This window comes from Streptomyces sp. NPDC092370, assembly GCF_044755265.1.
Lineage (GTDB): Bacteria > Actinomycetota > Actinomycetes > Streptomycetales > Streptomycetaceae > Streptomyces.
This window is the reverse complement of record NZ_JBIVQO010000005.1, coordinates 223,987-244,264: the sequence shown is the minus strand read 5'-3', so window position 1 is coordinate 244,264 and position 20,278 is coordinate 223,987. Positions and strand designations below refer to the sequence as shown.

Annotated in this window: 17 protein-coding genes; 7 read left to right on the top strand and 10 right to left on the bottom strand. The window is 68.2% G+C overall.

Features of this window, described 5'->3' with window-relative positions; all coding sequences use genetic code 11:
- Positions 1-4 precede the first annotated feature (4 nt).
- The 5 genes from ACIQHQ_RS18005 to ACIQHQ_RS17985 all read left to right on the top strand — a co-directional run bounded on the left by ACIQHQ_RS18005 (position 5) and on the right by ACIQHQ_RS17985 (position 4,841).
- On the top strand, positions 5-517 hold the full coding sequence (locus ACIQHQ_RS18005; protein WP_402612877.1) for a protein jag: 513 nt from the start codon (positions 5-7) through the stop codon (positions 515-517).
- 124 nt (positions 518-641) lie between these two features.
- On the top strand, positions 642-1,358 hold the full coding sequence (rsmG, locus tag ACIQHQ_RS18000; protein WP_402612876.1) for a 16S rRNA (guanine(527)-N(7))-methyltransferase RsmG: 717 nt from the start codon (positions 642-644) through the stop codon (positions 1,356-1,358).
- Positions 1,359-1,724: 366 nt separating this feature from the next.
- The gene (locus ACIQHQ_RS17995) at positions 1,725-2,801 is read left to right on the top strand and encodes a ParA family protein (protein WP_402613069.1); all 1,077 of its coding nucleotides are present in this window, start codon (positions 1,725-1,727) and stop codon (positions 2,799-2,801) included.
- A complete protein-coding gene (locus ACIQHQ_RS17990) occupies positions 2,798-3,898 on the top strand; it encodes a ParB/RepB/Spo0J family partition protein (protein WP_402612875.1) in 1,101 nt (366 codons plus the stop codon). The genes ACIQHQ_RS17995 and ACIQHQ_RS17990 overlap by 4 nt, the downstream gene beginning before the upstream one ends.
- Positions 3,899-4,223: 325 nt before the next feature.
- Positions 4,224-4,841, top strand: coding sequence for a GNAT family N-acetyltransferase (locus ACIQHQ_RS17985; protein ID WP_402612874.1), 618 nt, complete (start codon positions 4,224-4,226; stop codon positions 4,839-4,841).
- A gap of 90 nt (positions 4,842-4,931) precedes the next feature.
- On the opposite strand, the gene trxA is transcribed toward ACIQHQ_RS17985, so the two are convergent.
- From trxA to sigM, 4 genes are all read right to left on the bottom strand, one after another.
- Positions 4,932-5,264, bottom strand: a complete 333-nt coding sequence (gene trxA, locus ACIQHQ_RS17980) for a thioredoxin (RefSeq protein WP_030847066.1) — start codon at positions 5,262-5,264, stop codon at positions 4,932-4,934.
- A gap of 44 nt (positions 5,265-5,308) precedes the next feature.
- Complete coding sequence (trxB, locus tag ACIQHQ_RS17975; protein ID WP_402612873.1) at positions 5,309-6,277, bottom strand: thioredoxin-disulfide reductase; 969 nt, start codon at positions 6,275-6,277, stop codon at positions 5,309-5,311.
- A gap of 167 nt (positions 6,278-6,444) precedes the next feature.
- Positions 6,445-7,389: an anti-sigma factor family protein gene (locus ACIQHQ_RS17970; protein WP_402612872.1), complete on the bottom strand. Its 945-nt coding sequence runs from the start codon at positions 7,387-7,389 to the stop codon at positions 6,445-6,447.
- The gene (gene sigM / locus ACIQHQ_RS17965; protein WP_402612871.1) at positions 7,386-8,114 is read right to left on the bottom strand and encodes an RNA polymerase sigma factor SigM; all 729 of its coding nucleotides are present in this window, start codon (positions 8,112-8,114) and stop codon (positions 7,386-7,388) included. Before sigM ends, ACIQHQ_RS17970 begins: the two co-directional genes overlap by 4 nt.
- A 356-nt stretch (positions 8,115-8,470) precedes the next feature.
- On the opposite strand from sigM, the gene ACIQHQ_RS17960 reads away from it, so the two are divergent.
- Positions 8,471-8,707 carry a hypothetical protein gene (locus tag ACIQHQ_RS17960; protein ID WP_189590500.1) on the top strand — a complete coding sequence of 79 codons (237 nt, stop codon included), beginning with the start codon at positions 8,471-8,473 and terminating at the stop codon, positions 8,705-8,707.
- Positions 8,708-8,772: 65 nt separating this feature from the next.
- Here ACIQHQ_RS17960 and ACIQHQ_RS17955 read toward each other — a convergent pair whose 3' ends face one another.
- From ACIQHQ_RS17955 to ACIQHQ_RS17945, 3 genes are all read right to left on the bottom strand, one after another.
- Positions 8,773-10,485 (bottom strand): protein kinase family protein, encoded by a 1,713-nt coding sequence (locus ACIQHQ_RS17955; protein WP_402612870.1) that lies wholly within the window; start codon positions 10,483-10,485, stop codon positions 8,773-8,775.
- A gap of 141 nt (positions 10,486-10,626) precedes the next feature.
- The gene (gene murJ, locus ACIQHQ_RS17950; RefSeq protein WP_402612869.1) at positions 10,627-12,921 is read right to left on the bottom strand and encodes a murein biosynthesis integral membrane protein MurJ; all 2,295 of its coding nucleotides are present in this window, start codon (positions 12,919-12,921) and stop codon (positions 10,627-10,629) included.
- 43 nt (positions 12,922-12,964) lie between these two features.
- Complete coding sequence (locus ACIQHQ_RS17945) at positions 12,965-15,376, bottom strand: DUF6049 family protein (protein ID WP_402612868.1); 2,412 nt, start codon at positions 15,374-15,376, stop codon at positions 12,965-12,967.
- A 265-nt stretch (positions 15,377-15,641) separates the two neighbouring features.
- Here ACIQHQ_RS17945 and ACIQHQ_RS17940 point away from each other — a divergent pair, with 265 nt between their 5' ends.
- Complete coding sequence (locus tag ACIQHQ_RS17940; protein ID WP_402612867.1) at positions 15,642-17,087, top strand: CCA tRNA nucleotidyltransferase; 1,446 nt, start codon at positions 15,642-15,644, stop codon at positions 17,085-17,087.
- Positions 17,088-17,198: 111 nt separating this feature from the next.
- On the opposite strand, the gene ACIQHQ_RS17935 is transcribed toward ACIQHQ_RS17940, so the two are convergent.
- The 3 genes from ACIQHQ_RS17935 to ACIQHQ_RS17925 all read right to left on the bottom strand — a co-directional run bounded on the left by ACIQHQ_RS17935 (position 17,199) and on the right by ACIQHQ_RS17925 (position 20,234).
- Positions 17,199-17,678, bottom strand: coding sequence for a hypothetical protein (locus ACIQHQ_RS17935; protein ID WP_402612866.1), 480 nt, complete (start codon positions 17,676-17,678; stop codon positions 17,199-17,201).
- 122 nt (positions 17,679-17,800) lie between these two features.
- Positions 17,801-19,063, bottom strand: a complete 1,263-nt coding sequence (locus tag ACIQHQ_RS17930) for an MFS transporter (protein ID WP_402612865.1) — start codon at positions 19,061-19,063, stop codon at positions 17,801-17,803.
- 88 nt (positions 19,064-19,151) lie between these two features.
- Positions 19,152-20,234: an inositol-3-phosphate synthase gene (locus ACIQHQ_RS17925; protein ID WP_402612864.1), complete on the bottom strand. Its 1,083-nt coding sequence runs from the start codon at positions 20,232-20,234 to the stop codon at positions 19,152-19,154.
- Positions 20,235-20,278 lie beyond the last annotated feature (44 nt).

Here is a 20,278-nt window from a genome sequence, read left to right as displayed (position 1 = left end):
ATCCGTGACGGAAGGCACCACCTCCGCCGCTGCCGAGGGTGCAGACACCCTGACTCGCCTGGAGCAGGAAGGCGAGATCGCGGCGGACTACCTGGAGGGTCTGCTCGACATCGCCGACCTCGACGGCGACATCGACATGGACGTCGAGGCCGACCGCGCCTCTGTCTCGATCATCAGCGACACGGGCGGCCGCGATCTGCAGAAGCTGGTCGGCCGTGACGGAGAGGTACTGGAGGCGCTCCAGGAGCTCACCCGTCTGGCCGTGCACCGGGAGACCGGCGACCGCAGCCGCCTGATGCTCGACATCGCGGGATACCGGGCACAGAGGCGCTCCGAGCTGTCCGAGCTGGGCGCCAAGGCCGCCGCGGAGGCCAAGAGCAGCGGTGAGGCCGTGAAGCTGGAGCCGATGACGCCCTTCGAGCGCAAGGTCGTGCATGACGCGGTCAAGGCCGCAGGACTGCGCAGCGAGTCCGAGGGCGAGGAGCCGCAGCGCTTCGTCGTCGTGCTGCCCGCCTGACGGCCTTCACGTTCCCCGGCCCCGTCTGTTGAGCAGACGGGGCCGAACTTTGTCAGCCTGATAGTTCTGGTGGTTCTGGTGTCGGCGCCTGGGGCGCTGACACGGTACGGAAGGACGGTCCCCCGTGACGGAGGCAGCGGAGCTTCCCCCCGCGCCCGAGCAGGCGCGCGAGGTGTTCGGTGACCGCTTCGCGGATGCGGTGCGGTACGCCGAGCTGCTCGCTGAGGCGGGCGTGCAGCGCGGTCTCATCGGCCCGCGTGAAGTGCCCCGCCTGTGGGAGCGGCACCTGCTGAACTGCGCCGTGCTCTCGGAGGTCGTGCCCGAGAGCGTGACAGTGTGCGATGTCGGCTCGGGCGCTGGTCTCCCCGGTATTCCGCTGGCGCTGGTCCGCACCGACCTGAAGATCACGCTGCTGGAGCCGCTGCTGCGGCGCACCAACTTCCTCAGCGAGGTCGTCGAGCTGCTCGGCCTCGATCATGTGACCGTGATGCGCGGCCGCGCCGAGGAGGTCATGGGGAAGATCCAGCCCGTTCATGTGGTGACGGCCCGGGCCGTCGCGCCGCTCGACCGGCTCGCCACCTGGGGGATCCCCCTGCTGCGGCCGTACGGCGAGATGCTCGCGCTCAAGGGCGACACCGCCGAGGAGGAGCTGAAGAGCGCGTCGTCGGCGCTGAGCAAGCTGGGGGCGGTGGAGACGTCCATCCTGCATGTGGGTGAGGGTGTGGTGGACCCGATGTCCACCGTCGTTCGGGTCGAGGTCGGGGAAAGCCCGGGCGGTGTGCGCTTCGCCGCGAAGCGCGCCAAGGCGGCTCGCACGGGGCGGACGCGTCGACGGCGCTGAGCTGAGGCGTTCCGACGCCGTCGGCCCGTCCTGGTGAACGCTGATCCGTCGTGGAGATGCCGATCCGTCGTGGAGATACCCATCTGCCCCGGCGGCACTGATCCGTCCTGAGGACGAGACGTACTCCACACAAGCTGCCAAACCTATGCATGCCGGAGTGTCGCGACAATCCGGCCACGGCTGCTGTGCATCGTGTTTCACGTGAAACGTCGCTCACTGCTGCACGGCATCATCAGTCGTGGCCGCGCTGCGGCCGAACCCCGCGACCGAAAGCCTCTCGGTTCACTCGATGAGGGACCGGAGGTATCCACAGAGGTGGATTTCTCCACAGAACGCCAGGCCTCACTGGTTCGCGACCCCGAAGACATGGGAGGCTCTGTTCATTGCGAGCCTGAAGTCGAGGAGAGTGAATCCTTGCGGTCCGACGCCAACATCGCGGGACCGATGACCGATCCGGTCCCCGGTCCCCGTACCGAGTCGATGGGGGCGGATGTTTCACGTGAAACACCGCCTCCGATGGACGACACTCCCATCGGTCGTGCTGCCCAACTGGCGGTGGAGGCTCTGGGTCGTGCCGGTGAGGGCCTGCCACGGCCCGAGCAGACCCGAATCATCGTGGTCGCCAACCAGAAGGGCGGTGTGGGCAAGACGACGACAACCGTCAACCTTGCCGCGTCGCTGGCGCTCCACGGTGGCCGGGTCCTGGTGGTCGACCTCGACCCACAGGGCAATGCGTCCACCGCGTTGGGCATCGACCATCACGCCGAAGTCCCGTCCATCTATGACGTGTTGGTGGAGAGCAGGCCACTCTCCGAGGTTGTCCAGCCGGTGCCCGATGTCGAGGGCCTCTTCTGTGCTCCCGCCACGATCGATCTCGCCGGTGCGGAGATCGAGCTGGTTTCCCTGGTGGCACGGGAGAGCAGGCTTCAGCGCGCGATCCAGGCGTACGAACAGCCGCTGGACTACATCCTCATCGACTGCCCGCCCTCCCTCGGTCTGCTGACGGTCAATGCACTCGTGGCGGGCCAGGAAGTACTGATCCCGATCCAGTGCGAGTACTACGCACTGGAAGGGCTCGGGCAGTTGCTGCGCAACGTCGACCTGGTACGGGGGCACCTCAACCCCGACCTGCATGTGTCGACCATTCTGCTCACCATGTACGACGGCCGGACGCGCCTCGCGTCCCAGGTCGCGGAAGAGGTGCGCACCCACTTCGGTGACGAGGTGCTGCGGACGAGCATCCCTCGTTCCGTCCGTATCTCCGAGGCGCCGAGTTATGGGCAGACGGTCCTGACTTACGATCCTGGATCGAGTGGTGCCCTCTCCTACCTTGAGGCGGCACGAGAAATTGCGCTGAAGGGCGTCGGCATCAGTTATGACGCGACGCACGCCCACATCGGCGCACAACAGAACGACCCGAGCATGGTGGAAGGTGTCCAGTGAGCGAGCGACGGAGGGGGCTGGGTCGTGGTCTCGGCGCGCTGATCCCTGCTGCGCCGACGGAGAAGTCGGTGGCCCAGGCTGCGTCCGGGGGTGCTGCTTCCACATCCCCCGCAGGACTGCCTGCACTGCCGAACGAACGTGGGGTGGCCGCAGCCAAGGTGGCCACGCTGCCGACTGTTTCACGTGAAACAGAGGAGCCTTCGCAGCCGAGTGCTCCCGCCACGCCCGCAGCGCCCATCGGTGCGCACTTCGCCGAGATCCCCCTCGACTCCATCACACCGAACCCGCGGCAGCCTCGTGAGGTCTTCGACGAGGACGCGCTGTCCGAGCTCATCACCTCCATCAAGGAAGTGGGGCTCCTCCAGCCGGTCGTCGTGCGACAGGTGGGTCCCGCCCGCTACGAGCTCATCATGGGCGAGCGCCGTTGGCGGGCGTGCCGTGAGGCGGGGCTGGAAGCCATCCCGGCGATCGTGCGGGCCACGGAGGACGAGAAGCTTCTCCTCGACGCTCTGCTGGAGAACCTGCACCGCGCTCAGCTCAACCCGCTGGAAGAGGCAGCCGCCTACGACCAGTTGCTGAGGGACTTCAACTGCACGCACGACCAGCTGGCGGATCGCATCGGGCGCTCCCGCCCGCAGGTCTCCAACACTCTGCGTCTGCTCAAGCTCTCGCCGGCCGTACAGCGTCGGGTCGCCGCCGGGGTGCTCTCCGCCGGCCACGCGCGGGCACTGCTTTCCGTCGATGACTCGGAGGAGCAGGATCGGCTGGCCCACCGCATCGTGGCCGAGGGGCTCTCGGTACGGGCTGTCGAGGAGATCGTGACCCTGATGGGGTCGCGGCCTCAGAAGGCTCAGAAGCCCAAGGGGCCGCGTGCCGGTGCCCGGGTCTCTCCCGCGCTGTCCGACCTCGCCACAAGGCTCTCGGACCGTTTCGAGACGCGGGTCAAGGTCGACCTGGGGCAGAAGAAGGGCAAGATCACCGTCGAGTTCGCCTCGATGGAGGACCTTGAGCGGATCCTCGGTTCGCTCGCCCCGGGCGAGGGCCCGGTCCTGCAGAAGAGTCTCCTGGAGGGCGACTCCGAGGAGAGCGAGTCCTGAGCCTTCCGCAAGGGGTCTTTGGTGGATCGGGTGAGAGCGGGCCGTGTCCGGTGTGCGCCGGAACGTGGCTCGCTCTTTCCTTTTTGGCGGTATCGATGGAATCGCATCGTGGATACGATGCGAGCGGGGCACGGTGCAACCACTCGGCAGCACCTCTGAGAGGGAGGGCAGGGGCCATGCGCACCTTGAGCCGCACCGGACTGGTGAGCGCCGGTTTGGGGCTGGGGGCGGTCGGTGGGTTCATCGGCAGTCTCCTCAAGGAACGGAGCGCTCTGACAGCCGCCCGCGAAGCGGCGGCGGGCGAAGGAAGCGAGGATCACCCTTCATGGGCCGCCGGCTCGTACCGCTCACGCTGGACAACCTCCAGGACCTTCCCCAGCGTTGTCGCTCGTGTGTCTTCTGGGAGCTCGACCCGGTCAGCGGTGAGGCCGCGCTGAAGGCGGGCACATCCGATTCGGAGAAGGAAGCCTGGATTTCAGCGGTCCTACTGGACTGGGGATCCTGCGGGCGGGTCGTGTACGTCGACGACGTGCCGGTGGGCTTCGTGCTCTACGCTCCCCCCGCCTATGTCCCCCGCTCCACTGCGTTTCCCACGAGTCCCGTCTCACCCGACGCGGTGCAGTTGATGACCGCGTTCATCGTGCCCGGCTACCAGGGGCAGGGGCTGGGCCGGGTGATGGTTCAGACGGTGGCCAAGGATCTGTTGAGGCGCGGCTTCAAGGCGATCGAGGCCTTCGGAGACGCACGCTGGAAGGAACCTGCCTGTGTGTTGCCTGCTGATCATCTTCTGGCGGTGGGCTTCAAGACGGTTCGACAGCACCCCACCCACCCCCGGCTGAGGCTGGAACTGAGGTCGACGCTCTCCTGGAAGGAAGACGTCGAGATGGCGCTGGACCGCCTTCTGGGAGCCGTGCAGAAGGAGCCGGCGCTGCGACCCCTGTAGGTGCGGGCACACGAATGGGCCAACCCTTCCGGGTTGGCCCATTCGTGTTTCACGTGAAACACACACCGTCGATGCGACGGCTCCGCCGGTTCACTCGGCGATGAACTCCTCAAGGTCGCGAACGATCGCGGCCTTTGGCTTCGCGCCCACGATGGTCTTGGCGACCTCGCCACCCTGGTAGACGTTCAGGGTCGGGATGGACATGACGCCGTACTTGGCGGCCGTACCCGGGTTCTCGTCGATGTTCAGCTTGACGATCTCGATCTTGTCGCCGTACTCGGACGCGATGGCCTCGAGGGACGGCGCGATCTGGCGGCACGGACCGCACCAGGCGGCCCAGAAGTCCACCAGGACAGGCTTGTCGCTCTTGAGGACGTCCTGCTCGAAGGAGTCGTCGGTCACATTCTTCAGGGTGCCGGCCACGGCGGGCTCCTTAACTGGTTGGTGCGTGGGGCGGGTAGGGAGGGTCAGACAGCGGTCTTCTCGGGCTCGGGCTGCTCCTCGTCCGCCAGGGCGGCGAGGTAGCGCTCGGCGTCGAGAGCTGCGGAACAGCCGGTACCGGCCGCGGTGATCGCCTGACGGTAGGTGTGGTCGACGACGTCGCCGGCAGCGAAGACACCGGTCAGGTTCGTGCGCGTCGACGGTGCGTCCACCTTCAGGTATCCCTCTTCGTCCAGGTCGAGCTGGCCTTTGAAGAGCTCGGTGCGCGGGTCGTGGCCGATGGCGATGAACAGTCCGGTCACCGGAAGGTCCGAGATCTCACCGGTCTTGAGGTTGCGCAGCTTCAGACCCGAGAGCTTCGGGTCGCCCTGGATCTCGGCGACCTCGCTGTCCCACACGAACGAGATCTTCGGGTCGGCGAAGGCACGCTCCTGCATGGCCTTGGAAGCACGCAGCGTGTCACGCCGGTGGACGACGGTCACGGACTTGGCGAACCGGGAGAGGAAGGTGGCCTCCTCCATCGCGGTGTCGCCACCACCGATCACGGCGATGTCCTGGTCCTTGAAGAAGAAGCCGTCACAGGTGGCACACCACGACACGCCACGGCCGGAGAGAGCGTCCTCGTTCGGCAGTCCGAGCTTGCGGTGCTGCGAGCCGGTGGCGACGATGACGGCCTTGGCCCGGTGGACGGTGCCGGCGGTGTCCGTGACGGTCTTGATCTCACCGCTCAGGTCGACGGCCACGATGTCGTCCGGAACGAGCTCGGCTCCGAAGCGCTCCGACTGGGCGCGCATGTTGTCCATGAGCTCGGGGCCCATGATGCCGTCCTGGAAGCCGGGGAAGTTCTCGACGTCGGTGGTGTTCATGAGCGCACCACCTGCGGTGACGGCGCCCTCGAACACCAGCGGCTTCAGCGACGCGCGCGCGGTGTAGAGCGCCGCCGTGTAGCCGGCGGGCCCGGAGCCGATGATGATCACGTTACGGACGTCGCTCACGGCTTGTTTCCTCGTCTCTGGACTGCGTCGGTCGAGCGGTAGGAGCTTCTCCAGGAGAACTCTCACCCCACCCAACGGATCCTAAGGGGCGTGCATTCCCGCTGTGTCCGGGCACACGATGATGGGGCACTGCGAGGTGACCCCAGTAGGTGAGACGAAGCGCTTGCTCAGGCGGACGGGTAGGTGCGCTTCAGGAGCACCTCGCCCACCGCATCGGATGCCGAGTGATCCACACAGGTCGCGTCGACGATGTAGGCGGTGACCCGGGTGGCGTCGGAAGCATCGGGAAGCAGCACGAGCATGGCCTTCTTCCCTTGATACGTGCCGCTCCGCGTCGCCAGAGCGGTGTCGTCCCGCCCGATGCCGTCGCGGACACAACCGGGCACCACGGCTCCCTTGAAGACCCTGTGCTGGTCGCCGGGCGCGGTCGCCGCGCCGAAGGGGGTGCGGGAGCTGCCGCCTCCTTCAGTCTTGTTCTCCGTCTTGTTCTCGGTCTTGTTCTCGGCCAGGAGATCGGTGACCTGCTTCCGCAGCTCCCCCTCGGAGAAGGTGTCCGCAGAGGTGTTCTGCCGCTCACCAGCCGTGTCGTGAGGCGGCTTGTTGTCGCCGAGCGACGACAGCAGGGCGGAGCCCAGACCCAATGCGGCCACCGTGAAGACGGTCCCCAGGACGGCGATCCTGCGGCGCCCGATGCGCGTGCGGCCCTTGCGGCCGGGACCGGTGCTGGAGGAGCGGGGACGACCGGCAGGCCGGTCGGTGGGAGTCGATGTTTCACGTGAAACATGCGCACCACCGTCGTCGTGCGCGAGAAGGGGAGCATCCGCCGGCTCCGCGCTCTCCTCTGACTCCGGGCCGCTGGCGTTCAGCAGAGCCTCGGCGGCAAGAGCCGCATCGATACGGCCCGCGACATCGGCGGGCATGCGGGGCGGCCCCGGCAGCGTGCCGAGCAGCCCGCGGATCTCCTCCAGGGAGGCGTACACATCCGCGCAGAGCTCGCACTCGTCCACATGCCGACGGAGGTCGGTGGTCCGGGACGGTGGAAGCAGCCCCTCGGCGAGGTCGGAGATCTCCGCGACGTCCGGGTGCCCGGCCATGTCTGTCGTCGACGTCACGCTCGTCCACCTCCGCCCTTCACTGCAGCTGGGTCGCTCGGTCCTGTATCCGGGGATTGCGCTCGGCGCGGTCCCGCTGCGGGTGGGACGGCTGGCTCCTCCCCGCGGTTCCGTCGCCCGCCCGTCTCCTTGCCACCTCCGCCGTTTTCCGGCCGCAGATGAGCCAACAGGGGCAGCAGTCTGGCTCTGCCCCGGGCACATCGGCTCTTTACCGTCCCGGTGGGCACGTCGAGGATCCGGGCGGCCTCGGCTACGGGGTACCCCTGCATGTCGACCAGCACGAGGGCGGCCCGCTGATCGGGCGGAAGGGTGCCGAGCGCCTCCAGCAGCTGGCGGTGCAGATCTTTACGCTCCGCGGGCGCCGCAGCCGACTCGTGCGGCTCCAGGAGCTGCTCCAAGCGCTCGGTGTCGTCGACGGGAGAGGTCTTCCGGGAGGCCGCCTTGCGGGCCCGGTCGAGGCAGGCGTTCACCGTGATCCGGTGCAGCCACGTCGTGACCGCCGACTGACCGCGGAAGGTGTGGGCGGCCCGGTAGGCGGAGACCAGCGCGTCCTGGACGGCGTCAGCGGCTTCCTCGCGGTCGCCCAGGGTACGCAGCGCGACGGCCCAGAGGCGGTCACGATGACGGCGCACCAACTCGGCGAAGGCTTCCGGGTCGCCTCCCACATGAAGGCGGATCAGTTGGGCATCGGTCGCCGGTGAGCTGTTCTGGTGCTCTACCTGCACGTCCCCTCCCCGTTCCGCTCTGAGTGGTCCATTGAATCCTGCGGGCCGGTGGGATGTAAACGCGCCTCAGCGAACCCGAGGCGGGTCCTGGAACGCTGTGACAGACACAGCACCTCCCATTGGCCTGATCATGAGCTCTTCTGCTGGTCATATAATTTATGTGTCATGTTCTTTTGGCGCACAACAGGCAACAGGAGAAGCTGGTGAAGAAGTTGAGCGGGCGTCGAGCTGCCGCTATGGGGACGGCCGTGTCGACCATCGCGGGAGCGGTCATTTTTGCGGGATCCGGAACGGCTCAGGCTGCGACCACGTGTCCGGGGAGTCGAATTGACCGGCTTTCCTTTGACACAGGGTGGGTGGATCTCTACTACAGCAATGGCACCAACTGCGTGATCACCACATCACGTACCCCTGGAGTCAAGTTGCGGATGATAGCTCAGCTTGAGGTGCTCGGCGGGACCAAGAAGACGGACTCTGGGTACTACTCCTACCACGCCGGCCCGGTGAGCCTGTATGCCAATGGGGCGTGCGTGCGCTTCCTCGGCCAGGTGGGGACCACCGGTGACAATTCCGACTGGGGTCACTGCGGCTGATCGTTGCGTCCGGTTCGGAGCCTGAACTTCGAACCGGACGCGCTTTCGGTGCAGCTGGAGTGCTCTCAGCCGCGCACTTGAATTTCTGAGATACCTCCTCGGAAGCGGTCCGCGGAGCCGTCGGCCGGAAGTTCCGTGATGTGGATGAGGACGTAACGCGTCTTGACCGGCTTCTTCAGTGTGACCTTGAGGTCGGAACCCACGGTCGACAAATCGGTGAGTTCCTGGGAGAAATCACCCAGAGACGACGGATTAGAGATATCGGCATCGGCGGCGAGAACCTGTGCTGTCTGCCTGCTTCGGTACATGGAAATATCGAGACGGGACACGTCTGTGACCTTGCCGAGGTCCAGGATCAGTCCGCTGCCGTCCTTGCGCTGCGGCAGATTCCCGAAGTTGGGGTACCCCCGGTACTCCGGCGTGATCCACGCGGTGTCCGCCCGGCCGTCGATGGCGAGCTGGACCTCGTCCTCTTGTATGCCGGAACCGCCCGGGGTGAACTCCCGCACGCTGTCGATCGGGATCTGCTTCAGCGGTGCGACCGGCTTGTTGCCGCCGTCCCCGTCGTTCGTATGCGTCTGGCCGGGGTCCTCGTTCTTGCCGCCCTGGTCCATCAGCGCGTCCGCCAGTTGCCAGCTGCCGAGGCCCAGCGCGGCGATCAGGAGTGCCGAGACGGCCCACTTCAGGGCCTTGCCCGTGCGGGTCTGGAGCGGGGGCGGCGGGCTCGGGATCTGCTGGGTGACGCCGGGGCGCGGGGCCTGACGGCCGTACGTGCCCTGCTGGTACGTCGTGCGCTGGTACTCGGGCAGGGCGGTGAACGCCGGCTCCGGCGGGCGGATGCGGGGCATCTCGCCGATCGCCTTCACCAGCTCCTCGGGGGTGGTGCACGGCGACTCGTGCCGGGAGGCGGTGGCACCGTCGTTGGCGAGCGCGCGCATGGCGAGCTCGGACAGACCGCGGTGCACACCGGCGCGTACCTGGTCGGGCGCGATCAGGCCGATGTCCTTCGGAAGGCCCGACAGGCCGTAGGCGTCGCTCTCGTACGGCCAGCGCTGCGTGAGCGCCGCGTACAGCAGGGCCCCGATGGCCTCGGTGTCGGTGCGCTGCGGGGTGTCGGACGCGACACCCCGCAGGGCGGCGTTCACGGCGAGGCCGCGAATGCGCCACTGGCCGGTCGAGGCGCGCAGTACGGCGTTGGGGTTCAGCCGCAGGTGGGCGAGGCCCTCACGATGGGCGGCGGCCATGGCGGAAGCGACCTGACTGACCATCTGGTAGGCGTCGTAGGGTTCCAGAGGCCCGGAGGCGAGGAGCGTGGTCAGTTCCGTCGCGTCGGGAAGCCACTCGTGGACGACGTAGACGACGTCGTTCTCCTCCACCGCGTCCAGCACCTGGACGAAACGCGGGTCGCCCAGGAGGGCGGAGGAGCGGGCCGCCGCCAGGACGGAGCGGGCACGCGAGTGGTCGGCGGGCAGGATGTGCACGCCGACGGCACGGCGCAGCTTCTCGTCCACGGCACGCCAACTGCTGAAACCGTCCAGACGGGTGACGCACTCCTCGAGGCGGTAGCGTCTGGCGAGTTTGTGACCACTGTGCAGTTCGGGCGGCGAGATCTTTTCGGCACCGTCGGTCCCGGCGGTCTCCTGTACCTCGTCGCTGTCCGTGTCCCGCTCCCGGTTCTTGGCCACCCCGTCGGCCGTGGACTGGTCCGCCTGCGCGGTCAGCGACGTCTCGCCGCTGTTGTCTGCCACGTCGACGGCAGCCGTACTCCGTTCCGCCACCGTCGTTCCTGCCTCCCCATCCATTGCGCGCCCGCCCGACTTCCGTTGCGCGCCGTCCGACGCCGAAACCAATTGTGCCCACAGTCCGCCGCTATGCACGACACGCGGTGGCCGACGATGGTTGTGCGCCTACCCCCCGACTCAGCGTCCCAGGCGTCCGCGGACCATGCCGACCAGCGAGTTGAGTTCCTCGATGCGCATACGGCGGGCGGCGACGAAGAAGACCACGAGGAGCACGGCGCCGCCTGCCAGGACCGCGGCGAACGAGCCTGCGGGGCCCTGGCCGAGCGAGTGGCCGATGCCGTAGCAGGCCGCGCCGCTGAGCAGGGCGGCCGGGACGGACGCGATGCACAGCCGGGCGTAAGTCCGCAGGACCCGGGCTCCGTCGAGGTCTCCGCCGAGCCGCTTGCGCAGTCGGCGCCAGGCGACACCGACGCCGATCGCGTAGGCCAGGCCGTAGGAGGCGGCCATACCGACCACGGCCCAGCGGGATGGGATCACGAAGTAGCAGATCGCCGAGGCGCCCGCGTTGACCGCGGCCACGATGACCGTGTTGTAGAAGGGAGTTCGGGTGTCCTCGTAGGCGTAGAAGGCACGCAGGACCACGTACTGCACGGAGTACGGGATCAGACCGAGCCCGAACGCCATCAGCATGAAGCCCATGTTGGTGGCCTCGCTGGTGCCCGAGGAACCGAACATCAGCGTGCACATCGGGATGCCGAGGGAGAGGAAACCGAACGCGATCGGCACGATCGCGACCGCCGTGGTGCGCAGGCCCTGGGAGATGTCGTCGCGGACGGCGCCCCCGTCGCCCTCGACGGCCGAGCGCGACAGACGCGGCAGCAGGGCGGCCATGAGGGAGACCGTGATGATGGCCTGGGGCAGGCCCCAGATCAGCTGGGCGTTGGCGTAGGCGGAGAAGCCGGTGCCGTCGACCGGTGAGGCCTTGCCCGCCGCGGTGGACAACTGGATGACGATCATCGCGCCCGCCTGGTTGGCGAGGACGAACAGGACCGTCCACTTGGCGAGCGTGACGGCCTTGCCGAGGCCCTGGTCCTTCCAGTCGAAGCGCAGCCGCAACCGGAAGCCGGTCTCGCGCAGGTAGGGGATCATCGCGAGTGCCTGGACCACGAGGCCGAGCAGGACGCCGATGCCGAGCAGGCGCTGGCCCTCCGGCGGGATGTTGGCGACCTTCATCCCGGAGTCGGCCGCGGTGCCGTAGACGTAGATGAACATGCCCAGCGTCACGATGATGACGATGTTGTTCAGGACCGGGGTCCACATCATCGCGCCGAACTTGCCGCGGGCGTTGAGGATCTGGCCCATCACCACGTGGACGCCCATGAAGAAGATGGTGGGCAGGAAGTACTGGGCGAAGGTGACGGCGACCTGGTTCGCCGCCGGATCGCTGGCGACCGGGTCGGACAGCACGCGGATCAGGAGCGGCGCACCGACGACCGAGAGCGCGGTGAGGGCGCCGAGCGTCACGATGACCAGGGTGAGCAGGCGGTTGGCGTACGCCTCGCCGCCGTCCTCGTCCTGCTTCATGGCGCGCACGAGCTGCGGCACGAAGACGGAATTGAGACCACCGCCGACGGTGAGGATGTAGATCATCGTCGGCAGCTGGTAGGCGACCTGGAAGGTGTCGCCGAGGAGGCCCACGCCCAGCGCCGACACGATCAGCGCGGAGCGGATGAAGCCGGTGAGGCGGGAGACCATCGTGCCCGCCGCCATCACGGCGCTGGACTTCATCAGGCCCGCGGCGCGTCCGCCCTTCTTGGGAGCGGACGAGGCGGCGGGTTCAGGGGCCGGTGTTTCGTCCACGAGGGGCGTTGCCGCCGCGGTCCGGCCGGGCGCCGCGTACTGCTCCTGCGGTGCGTACGGGCCCTGTGCCATCTGTCCCGGGGCCGGGGAGGGACCGGGGACCGACGGCGACTCGTAGGACGGGTGGCCGCTGCTCTGCTGCTGGTCCCGGAAGAGATGCGCGAACGCGTCCGGCTCCTGGCGCGGCTCACCCGCCTGGGAGACGAGGTCGTCCACGCCCATGAACTGGGTGGTGCGGGCGTCGTCGCCGTACGGCAGGTGCCGCGTCGGGCCGTCCGGTTCCGGCGGGGGCGTCTGCGCCCACACCTGCGGATCGGGCGCGTACGGCGACTGCGGCGGCTGGCCGTAGAGCTGCTGCTGTGGCTGGTACGAGCCGGGAGGGGGCGGCGGGTGCGCGGCGCGGTCGTAGAGCGCCTCGCCGGCCGGGTCCTGGGCGGCGGGGTCCTGTGCCCGGTAGGGCTCCTGGCCGTAGGCGTCCTGGAGGTAGATGTCCGCGGGCGGCTGCGCCGGCACTTGGCCGTGCTCGGGCGGTGAGCCCTCAGGCCCGCCCGCATCGGGGTAGCCCGAGCTGCCCGCGGCCTGGCCGCGGTCACCGTCGTACGGCGCGTTCATGGTTACCCCACCTCATCGTCCCGGGCCCACCGGCCACGACTTCTCAACGGTCCACTCTCTCACCCGTGCCGGACGGGTCGGCGCTTTCCGCTGCGGTGTCCGGGGCCGGGTCACTCGGCTGCTCCGAAGCGCCCGTCCGTGAGGCGGCCCCGGTCTCCTCCTCCTCGGGACGTGCCCCGGAGGTCTCGGGGTTCTGCGGAGCGGCCGCCCGGCTCTGCGAATCGTCGTCCTCGGCGCCAGCCTCGGCAGCGTCGCTCTCGGCGGCCTCGCGGGCGGCGGCGCGCTTGCGCTGGGTGTACATACGGAAGCCGGCGAGGACCAGGAGCAGGACGCCGCCACCGATGACCAGCATCACTGTGGGCGTGACCTCGGTGACCCTCACGTCGAAGACGACCGGAGCGCCGTACCTCTGGCCGTCCTCCGTGTACAGCTGGGCGACGACTTTCGCCCGACCGTTGGCGTTGGCCGATGTGGTGAACTTCACCGACTGGGCGTGGCCGCCATTGACGGTGACATGCTGCTCCTCATAGGCGGCGCCGCCGATCTTGAGTCGCGTGGGGTTCGTCGACGTGAGCCGGAGCTGCAGGTGCTCGACGCCCTGGACCAGATTGTTCTGGACGGTCACGGGGATCGTGGCGCTGCGGCCGGAGAGCTTGGTCTCCGACTTCTGGATCAGCTTGACCCCGTCGATCAGCCCGTTGAGGTACGACTCGATGCCATCCCGGTACCCCACGGCTGCGACGCCCAGGCCGCGCCACGACGTGGACATCTCGCGGTTCATGGCCCGCCCGAACGGTGTCACCACCCGGGACTGGCGGGTGAGGATCACCTTGAACTTGTCGAGCTTGCCCTGGGTCCTGGCGATCTGCTCGAAGGCGGCCCGTGGCAGCTCCTGCCTGCGCAACGCGGGGGGGTACGCGGAGGCCGGCGGCACCCTCGTCTGGGCAGCCGGGTCGGGCTTGGCCTTGGCGGCGGCCGTGAGGTCCTGCGACTCGGACCAGTTCCCGCCCTGGAGTGCCGCCAAGGCCTCCGCCATGGCCTGCGCCTGACTCACGGACGGCATCCGCTGCGGGGCGATGACGACGCTGCGCTGCTTGCCGGTCTGCAGGCTCAGCGTCAGGCTCTGGGCCAGGAAGCGCTGCACGGCGAGTGTGGAGGCGGAGGCCCTGGTCAGGTCGCCCTGGAACGCCGTGGACATGCGGGAGTCCGCGACCACGGCCGTGGTGCCGCCGCCGATGGGCCGGGCAGCGGAGGGCGTGTACGACAGGTTGTCCTGGAGGCTGTCGCTGCGGGCGATCACCTTGTCGGCACCCGCGGACGTGGCGACCTTCACGATCGACGGATCGACGGCGCCGTCCACCGGCCAGGCGAAGTCCGTGGACGGTTTCACGTGGAGGATCGTGTCCACCGTTTTGGCGGCGACGTCGGTGGCTTCCTTGAGGTGACTGAGCGAGCCGGTGACGTTCGTGCCGTTGTGGGCGAGGGAGGCCAGGTCCGGGTCGCCGAACGGCAGGGCGGCCACCTCCTCGCCCGTGACCGCCTGCTGGAGTTCGGCCAGCCAGTGCTTGGCGACCTCCTGGTTCCTGCCCGGAGTGGTGGTGCCGTCCGTACCGCGCACCTGGTAGCTCCCCGTCATCGCGTCGACGGACGCCAGCAGATCCGGGTCGATCACCCAGGTGATGTCGAGGCCCTTGCCCAGCGACACCATCTGATCGAGGCGCCCACCCGGGGCGATCTCCTCGGCGAGCTCCTCGTCGCTGAAGACCGGCGTCTGCTGCTCGTTCGACCCCGTCTCGGCGGCCATGTGGGCGCTGGAGACGAGAGGCCACAGGAACGTGGTCTTCGTCTTGGTGTCCGCCTCCTCCGGATGCCACGGCAGGAAGGTGCGCCGGACGCCGAGAACCCGGTCCCAGGGCTGCGCGGCGGTCTCCCCGGAGAGCGCGACGGCCAGCTGATAGACACCGTCACGGCCGAGATCCAGCTTGTCGGCCGGCACGGAGATGCTGAAGGGTCGCGCGACGCCGGGGGTGAGCGCGGAGAACTTCTCGGTGTACTTGCCGCCGACCTTTTCCCCGGAGGGCCCCTGGAGGGCGTCGCTCTTCTTGGCGAGAGTGTCGATCGCCGAGCGGGTCTCCAGCGGGGGGCCGACCTGAAGGTCGACATGGGCATCGGTGACCGTCTGCTTGCCGTTGTTGGTCACCGTGCCCGACACGGTGACCGTGTCGCTCTCGGAGGGGGCACTGGGGGTGAGCGAGTCGACCGCGACCGATACCGAGCCCGCGTTGGAGGCAGCAGCCTGCGGGGACTCCTGCCCGGCCGCGTCCGCCGGTGTGGCGGCGGGCAACTGGAGGATTCCGGCCAGCAGGGGCGCCCCGGCGAACAGTGCCCCGGTGCGCCGCAGCCACCGGCGGGCAGGTGAGGCACTGGTCCCCTGGAAGTCTGCCGCCTCGGCCACGCGCTCGTCCGTCCCTCGTCGTCGTCAGTGGTCGTCGGAATGTGCGTCCACGCATGGTAACGATGCGCGCTGAGGGGAAGTGCCGCGGTCCGTTCCACAAGATCGCCGACCAGCACCCTGTTGTCCGGTATGTGGCCCTATGGAAGGAAGCGGTTCTTTACGGCTCACGGGGTTGGTTGTGCGTGGACAACGGACCTGTCCCCATGCTTCCGCACGAGGAACAGGAGGAGCTCGCGGTGGCCCGGGCCACGTACCCTCTTCTGTTGTGCCGAACGCCAACGAAGAAACGTCCAGTGCCCTGAGTCAGGTGCAGCACCGCGCGGTGAGTGAACTGCTGCGGGTCGCTCCTGTCGCCGACGACCTCGCCCGCCGTTTCCAGGAGGCCGGGTTCTCCCTCGCCCTGGTCGGTGGCTCGGTACGGGATGCCCTCCTGGGCCGGCTCGGCAATGATCTGGACTTCACGACCGACGCCCGCCCCCAGGACGTCCTCAAGATCGTGCGTCCCTGGGCGGATGCCGTCTGGGAGGTCGGGATCGCTTTCGGCACGGTCGGTGCCCACAAGGACGGCTACCAGATCGAGGTGACCACCTACCGCTCGGAGGCCTACGACCGCACCTCGCGCAAGCCCGAGGTGTCCTACGGAGACTCCATCGAGGAGGATCTGGTCCGACGTGACTTCACGGTGAACGCGATGGCGGTGGCGCTGCCCCAGAAGGAGTTCGTCGACCCCCACGGCGGGCTCGAGGATCTCGCGGCGCGTGTGCTGCGTACGCCCGGCACCCCGGAGGAGTCCTTCTCGGACGACCCGCTGCGCATGATGAGGGCCGCGCGCTTCGCGGCTCAGCTCGACTTCGAGGTCGCCCCCGAGGTCGTCACGGCGATGACGGAGATGGCCGGGCGTATCGACATCGTCTCGGCCGAGCGGGTACGGGACGAGCTGAACAAGCTGGTCCTCTCCGCACAGCCGCGCAAGGGCCTGACGCTGCTCGTCGAGACGGGCCTCGCCGATCGCGTGATGCCCGAGTTGCCGGCCCTGCGGCTGGAGCGTGACGAGCACCACCGCCACAAGGACGTCTACGACCACACGCTGATCGTCCTGGAGCAGGCGATGGCACTGGAGGAGGACGGTCCTGACCTCACCCTCCGCCTGGCTGCCCTGCTGCATGACATCGGCAAGCCGCGCACCCGCCGGTTCGAGAAGGACGGCCGGGTCTCGTTCCACCACCACGAGGTGGTTGGGGCGAAGATGACCAAGAAGCGCATGACGGCCCTGAAGTACTCCAACGAGCTGGTGAAGGACGTCTCACGTCTGGTCGAACTTCACCTGCGCTTCCACGGCTACGGCACCGGTGAGTGGACGGACTCGGCGGTTCGACGCTACGTCCGTGATGCCGGCCCGCTCCTCGACCGCCTCCACAAGCTGACCCGCTCGGACTGCACGACCCGGAACAAGCGCAAGGCGGCGGCTCTGTCGCGTGCGTACGACGGGCTGGAGGAGCGGATCGCCAAGCTGCAGGAGCAGGAGGAGCTGGACTCGATCCGTCCGGACCTGGACGGCAACCAGATCATGGAGATCCTCGGGGTGGGTCCCGGTCCGGTCATCGGCCGTGCGTACCAGCACATGCTGGAGCTGCGCCTGGAGAACGGTCCGATGGAGCCGGACGCCGCGGTGGCCGCACTCAAGGAGTGGTGGGCCGGGCAGGAGAGCTGAGGCCGCGAACGGGGGGCATGTTTCACGTGAAACATGAGCCCGGCGGCTCATGCTGAGGCGTACACAGGGGCCGGTGTTTCACGTGAAACACCGGCCCCTGTGCTTCTGGCTCTACTTGACGGTCTTCAGGCAGAGAACGACATCGTGGTTGTCGCCCGACTGGTAATACGCGATCTGGGATTCCTTGACGGCCCTGCACTTGTCGCCATCGCTGGTGTTGTCGAACTTCTCGACGACTTCGTACTGGGCGTCACTGGATGAGCAGTCGACCGTCGACAGGTCCGGCTGGGACTGCGTGCCCTTGTTGTGCATGCAGCTGCCCACGGATGTGGTCTCCGCGTCGGTCTTGCCGAACTGCCACTTGATCACGGCGATGATGATCGCGACGACGATGAACCCGACGATGCGCAGAAGCTTCTTGCTGAAGCGTCGGGTGGGGGGCGGCGGGGGGACCGGACCGGCGCCCTGGGGCGGGAAGCCGGGCTGCCCGGGCTGCTGGGGGTAACCGCCCTGCGGCGGGAACGGAGCCTGGGGTGCAGCCGTGGGCTGACCTTGTGCGAACGGATTGCCCTGCGGCGGCGGAATGGTCACTTGAGGTCCCCCTGGATCATGGTGAGTGACGCGAACATGTCGCGAGATAAGACTCACGTAAGGTAGCGGTCCCCACTGACAACGCAGTAGGCAGAAGTGGCCCTGTGTCATTGATGTGACACTTACGGACGGCCAAATCGGGCCGTAGTGACAGCTACTGCCGCGTAGATAACGGCGATCGTGATCACCAGCGGCACGGATCGGCCGTCCGGCGGCAGCATCAGGGCCGCCACAGCGGCCGCGCCGACGAAGAAGACGTTGAAGAGTACGTCGTACACCGAGAAGATCCGGCCACGGAAGCCGTCCTCGACACAGGACTGGACGATGGTGTCCGTGGCGATCTTCGCGCCCTGGGTGGTCAGCCCCAGGACGAAGGCCGCGGCCAGCAGCGGGGCGGTGGCGAACGGCAGCCCGAGGGCAGGCTCCAGCAGCGCCGCCGCCCCCGCGCACACGACGATCCAGCGCCCCGGACCGAGCCGCCCCGCGGCCCAGGGGGTCACCACGGCCGCCGCGAAGAACCCGGCGCCGGAGACGCCCAACGCCAGCCCCAGCAACGTGAGTCCGTCGTCTGTGGTCGAGGTGAGGGCGTACCGGCACAGCATCAGCAGCATGACCAGCAGGGCGCCGTAGCAGAACCGCATGAGCGACATCGCCGCGAGGGCCCAGGCGGCCTCGCGGCGCTGTGGCGCCGCCAGATGACGCACGCCGGCCGCCAGGTCGCGAGCGGTGTCCGTGAGGGCTGTCCCGATCCGCTCACGCGCCAAGGGCCGGTCCGGACCGAGGAGTTCACGCGCCATGCTCAGCGACGCCAGGGCCGCGCACAGATAGAGACCCGCTCCCACGAGCACCACGGCGGCGTCGGAGTCCGCCACCACCAGGCGCACGACGAAGGCGAGTCCGCCACCCGCGGTCGCCGCCAGGGTTCCGGCGGTCGGTGAGAGGGAGTTGGCGAGGACCAGGCGATCGGCGTCGACCACACGCGGCAGGGCGGCCGACAGGCCGGACAGGACGAAGCGGTTGACGGCGGTGACGCACAGCGCCGAGACGTAGAAGAGCCAGTCCGGAGCCGGACTGAGGATCAGTACGGCCGTCGAGCAGGCCAGCAGCGCGCGCAACAGACTGCCGAACAGCAGGACCTGACGGCGCCGCCAGCGGTCCAGCAGGACACCGGCGAAGGGGCCGACGAGGGAGTACGGGAGCAGCAGCACCGCCATCGCGGAGGCGACCGCGGCCGCCGAGGTCTGCTTCTCCGGCGAGAAGACCACGTACGCGGCGAGTGCGACCTGGTAGACGCCGTCAGCACCCTGGGACAGCAGGCGCACGCCGAGCAGGCGCCGGAAACCTTGGAAGCGCAACAGGACGCGCAGGTCACGGACGACGGCCATGGGACCAGCCTCACATACGGGGAGGGTCCCCGGGTCGTACGACCCGGGGACCCTCACAGCCCTGGCAGGAGCGACTGGTTGCGGCGCGTCAGCGCTCGACCTCACCCTTGATGAACTTCTCGACGTTCTCGCGGGCCTCGTCGTCGAAGTACTGCACGGGCGGGGACTTCATGAAGTAGCTCGACGCGGAGAGCACGGGGCCGCCGATGCCGCGGTCCTTGGCGATCTTCGCGGCGCGCACGGCGTCGATGATGACGCCGGCGGAGTTCGGGGAGTCCCAGACCTCGAGCTTGTACTCCAGGTTCAGCGGGACGTCACCGAAGGCGCGACCCTCGAGACGGACGTAGGCCCACTTGCGGTCGTCCAGCCAGGCGACGTAGTCGGACGGGCCGATGTGGACGTTGCCCTCGCCCAGATCGCGGTCGCGGATCTGGGAGGTGACAGCCTGCGTCTTGGAGATCTTCTTCGACTCGAGGCGGTCGCGCTCGAGCATGTTCTTGAAGTCCATGTTGCCGCCGACGTTCAGCTGCATCGTGCGGTCCAGGACGACACCCCGGTCCTCGAACAGCTTCGCCATCACACGGTGCGTGATGGTGGCGCCCACCTGGGACTTGATGTCGTCACCGACGATCGGCACGCCCGCCTCGGTGAACTTGTCCGCCCACTCCTTGGTGCCGGCGATGAAGACCGGAAGGGCGTTGACGAAGGCGACCTTCGCGTCGATGGCGCACTGCGCGTAGAACTTCGCCGCGTCCTCGGAACCGACGGGCAGGTAGCAGACGAGGACGTCGACCTGCCGGTCCTTGAGGATCTGGACGACGTCGACCGGCTCCTCGGCCGACTCCTCGATGGTCTCCCGGTAATACTTGCCGAGGCCGTCGAGGGTGTGGCCGCGCTGCACCGCCACACCGGTGCTGGGTACGTCGCAGATCTTGATGGTGTTGTTCTCGGAGGCGCCGATGGCATCCGCCAGGTCGAGGCCGACCTTCTTGGCGTCCACGTCGAACGCGGCGACGAACTCGACGTCGCGGACGTGGTAGTCGCCGAACTGGACGTGCATCAGGCCCGGCACCTTGGACGCCGGGTCGGCGTCCTTGTAGTACTCGACTCCCTGCACCAGCGATGCGGCACAGTTGCCCACACCGACGATGGCTACGCGAACCGAACCCATTCCGGTTGCTCCCTGTGTGTACGAGTGAGGCCCTGAACGGGCTC

Excerpts from the sequence above, each read along its gene's own strand:
- ACIQHQ_RS17995 (WP_402613069.1), top strand. The coding sequence starts at position 1,725 with ATGGGAGGCTCTGTTCATTGCGAGCCTGAAGTCGAGGAGAGTGAATCC.
- ACIQHQ_RS17985 (WP_402612874.1), top strand. The coding sequence starts at position 4,224 with ATGGGCCGCCGGCTCGTACCGCTCACGCTGGACAACCTCCAGGACCTT.
- murJ (WP_402612869.1), bottom strand. The coding sequence starts at position 12,921 with ATGAACGCGCCGTACGACGGTGACCGCGGCCAGGCCGCGGGCAGCTCG.
- ACIQHQ_RS17930 (WP_402612865.1), bottom strand. The coding sequence starts at position 19,063 with ATGGCCGTCGTCCGTGACCTGCGCGTCCTGTTGCGCTTCCAAGGTTTC.
- ACIQHQ_RS17925 (WP_402612864.1), bottom strand. The coding sequence starts at position 20,234 with ATGGGTTCGGTTCGCGTAGCCATCGTCGGTGTGGGCAACTGTGCCGCA.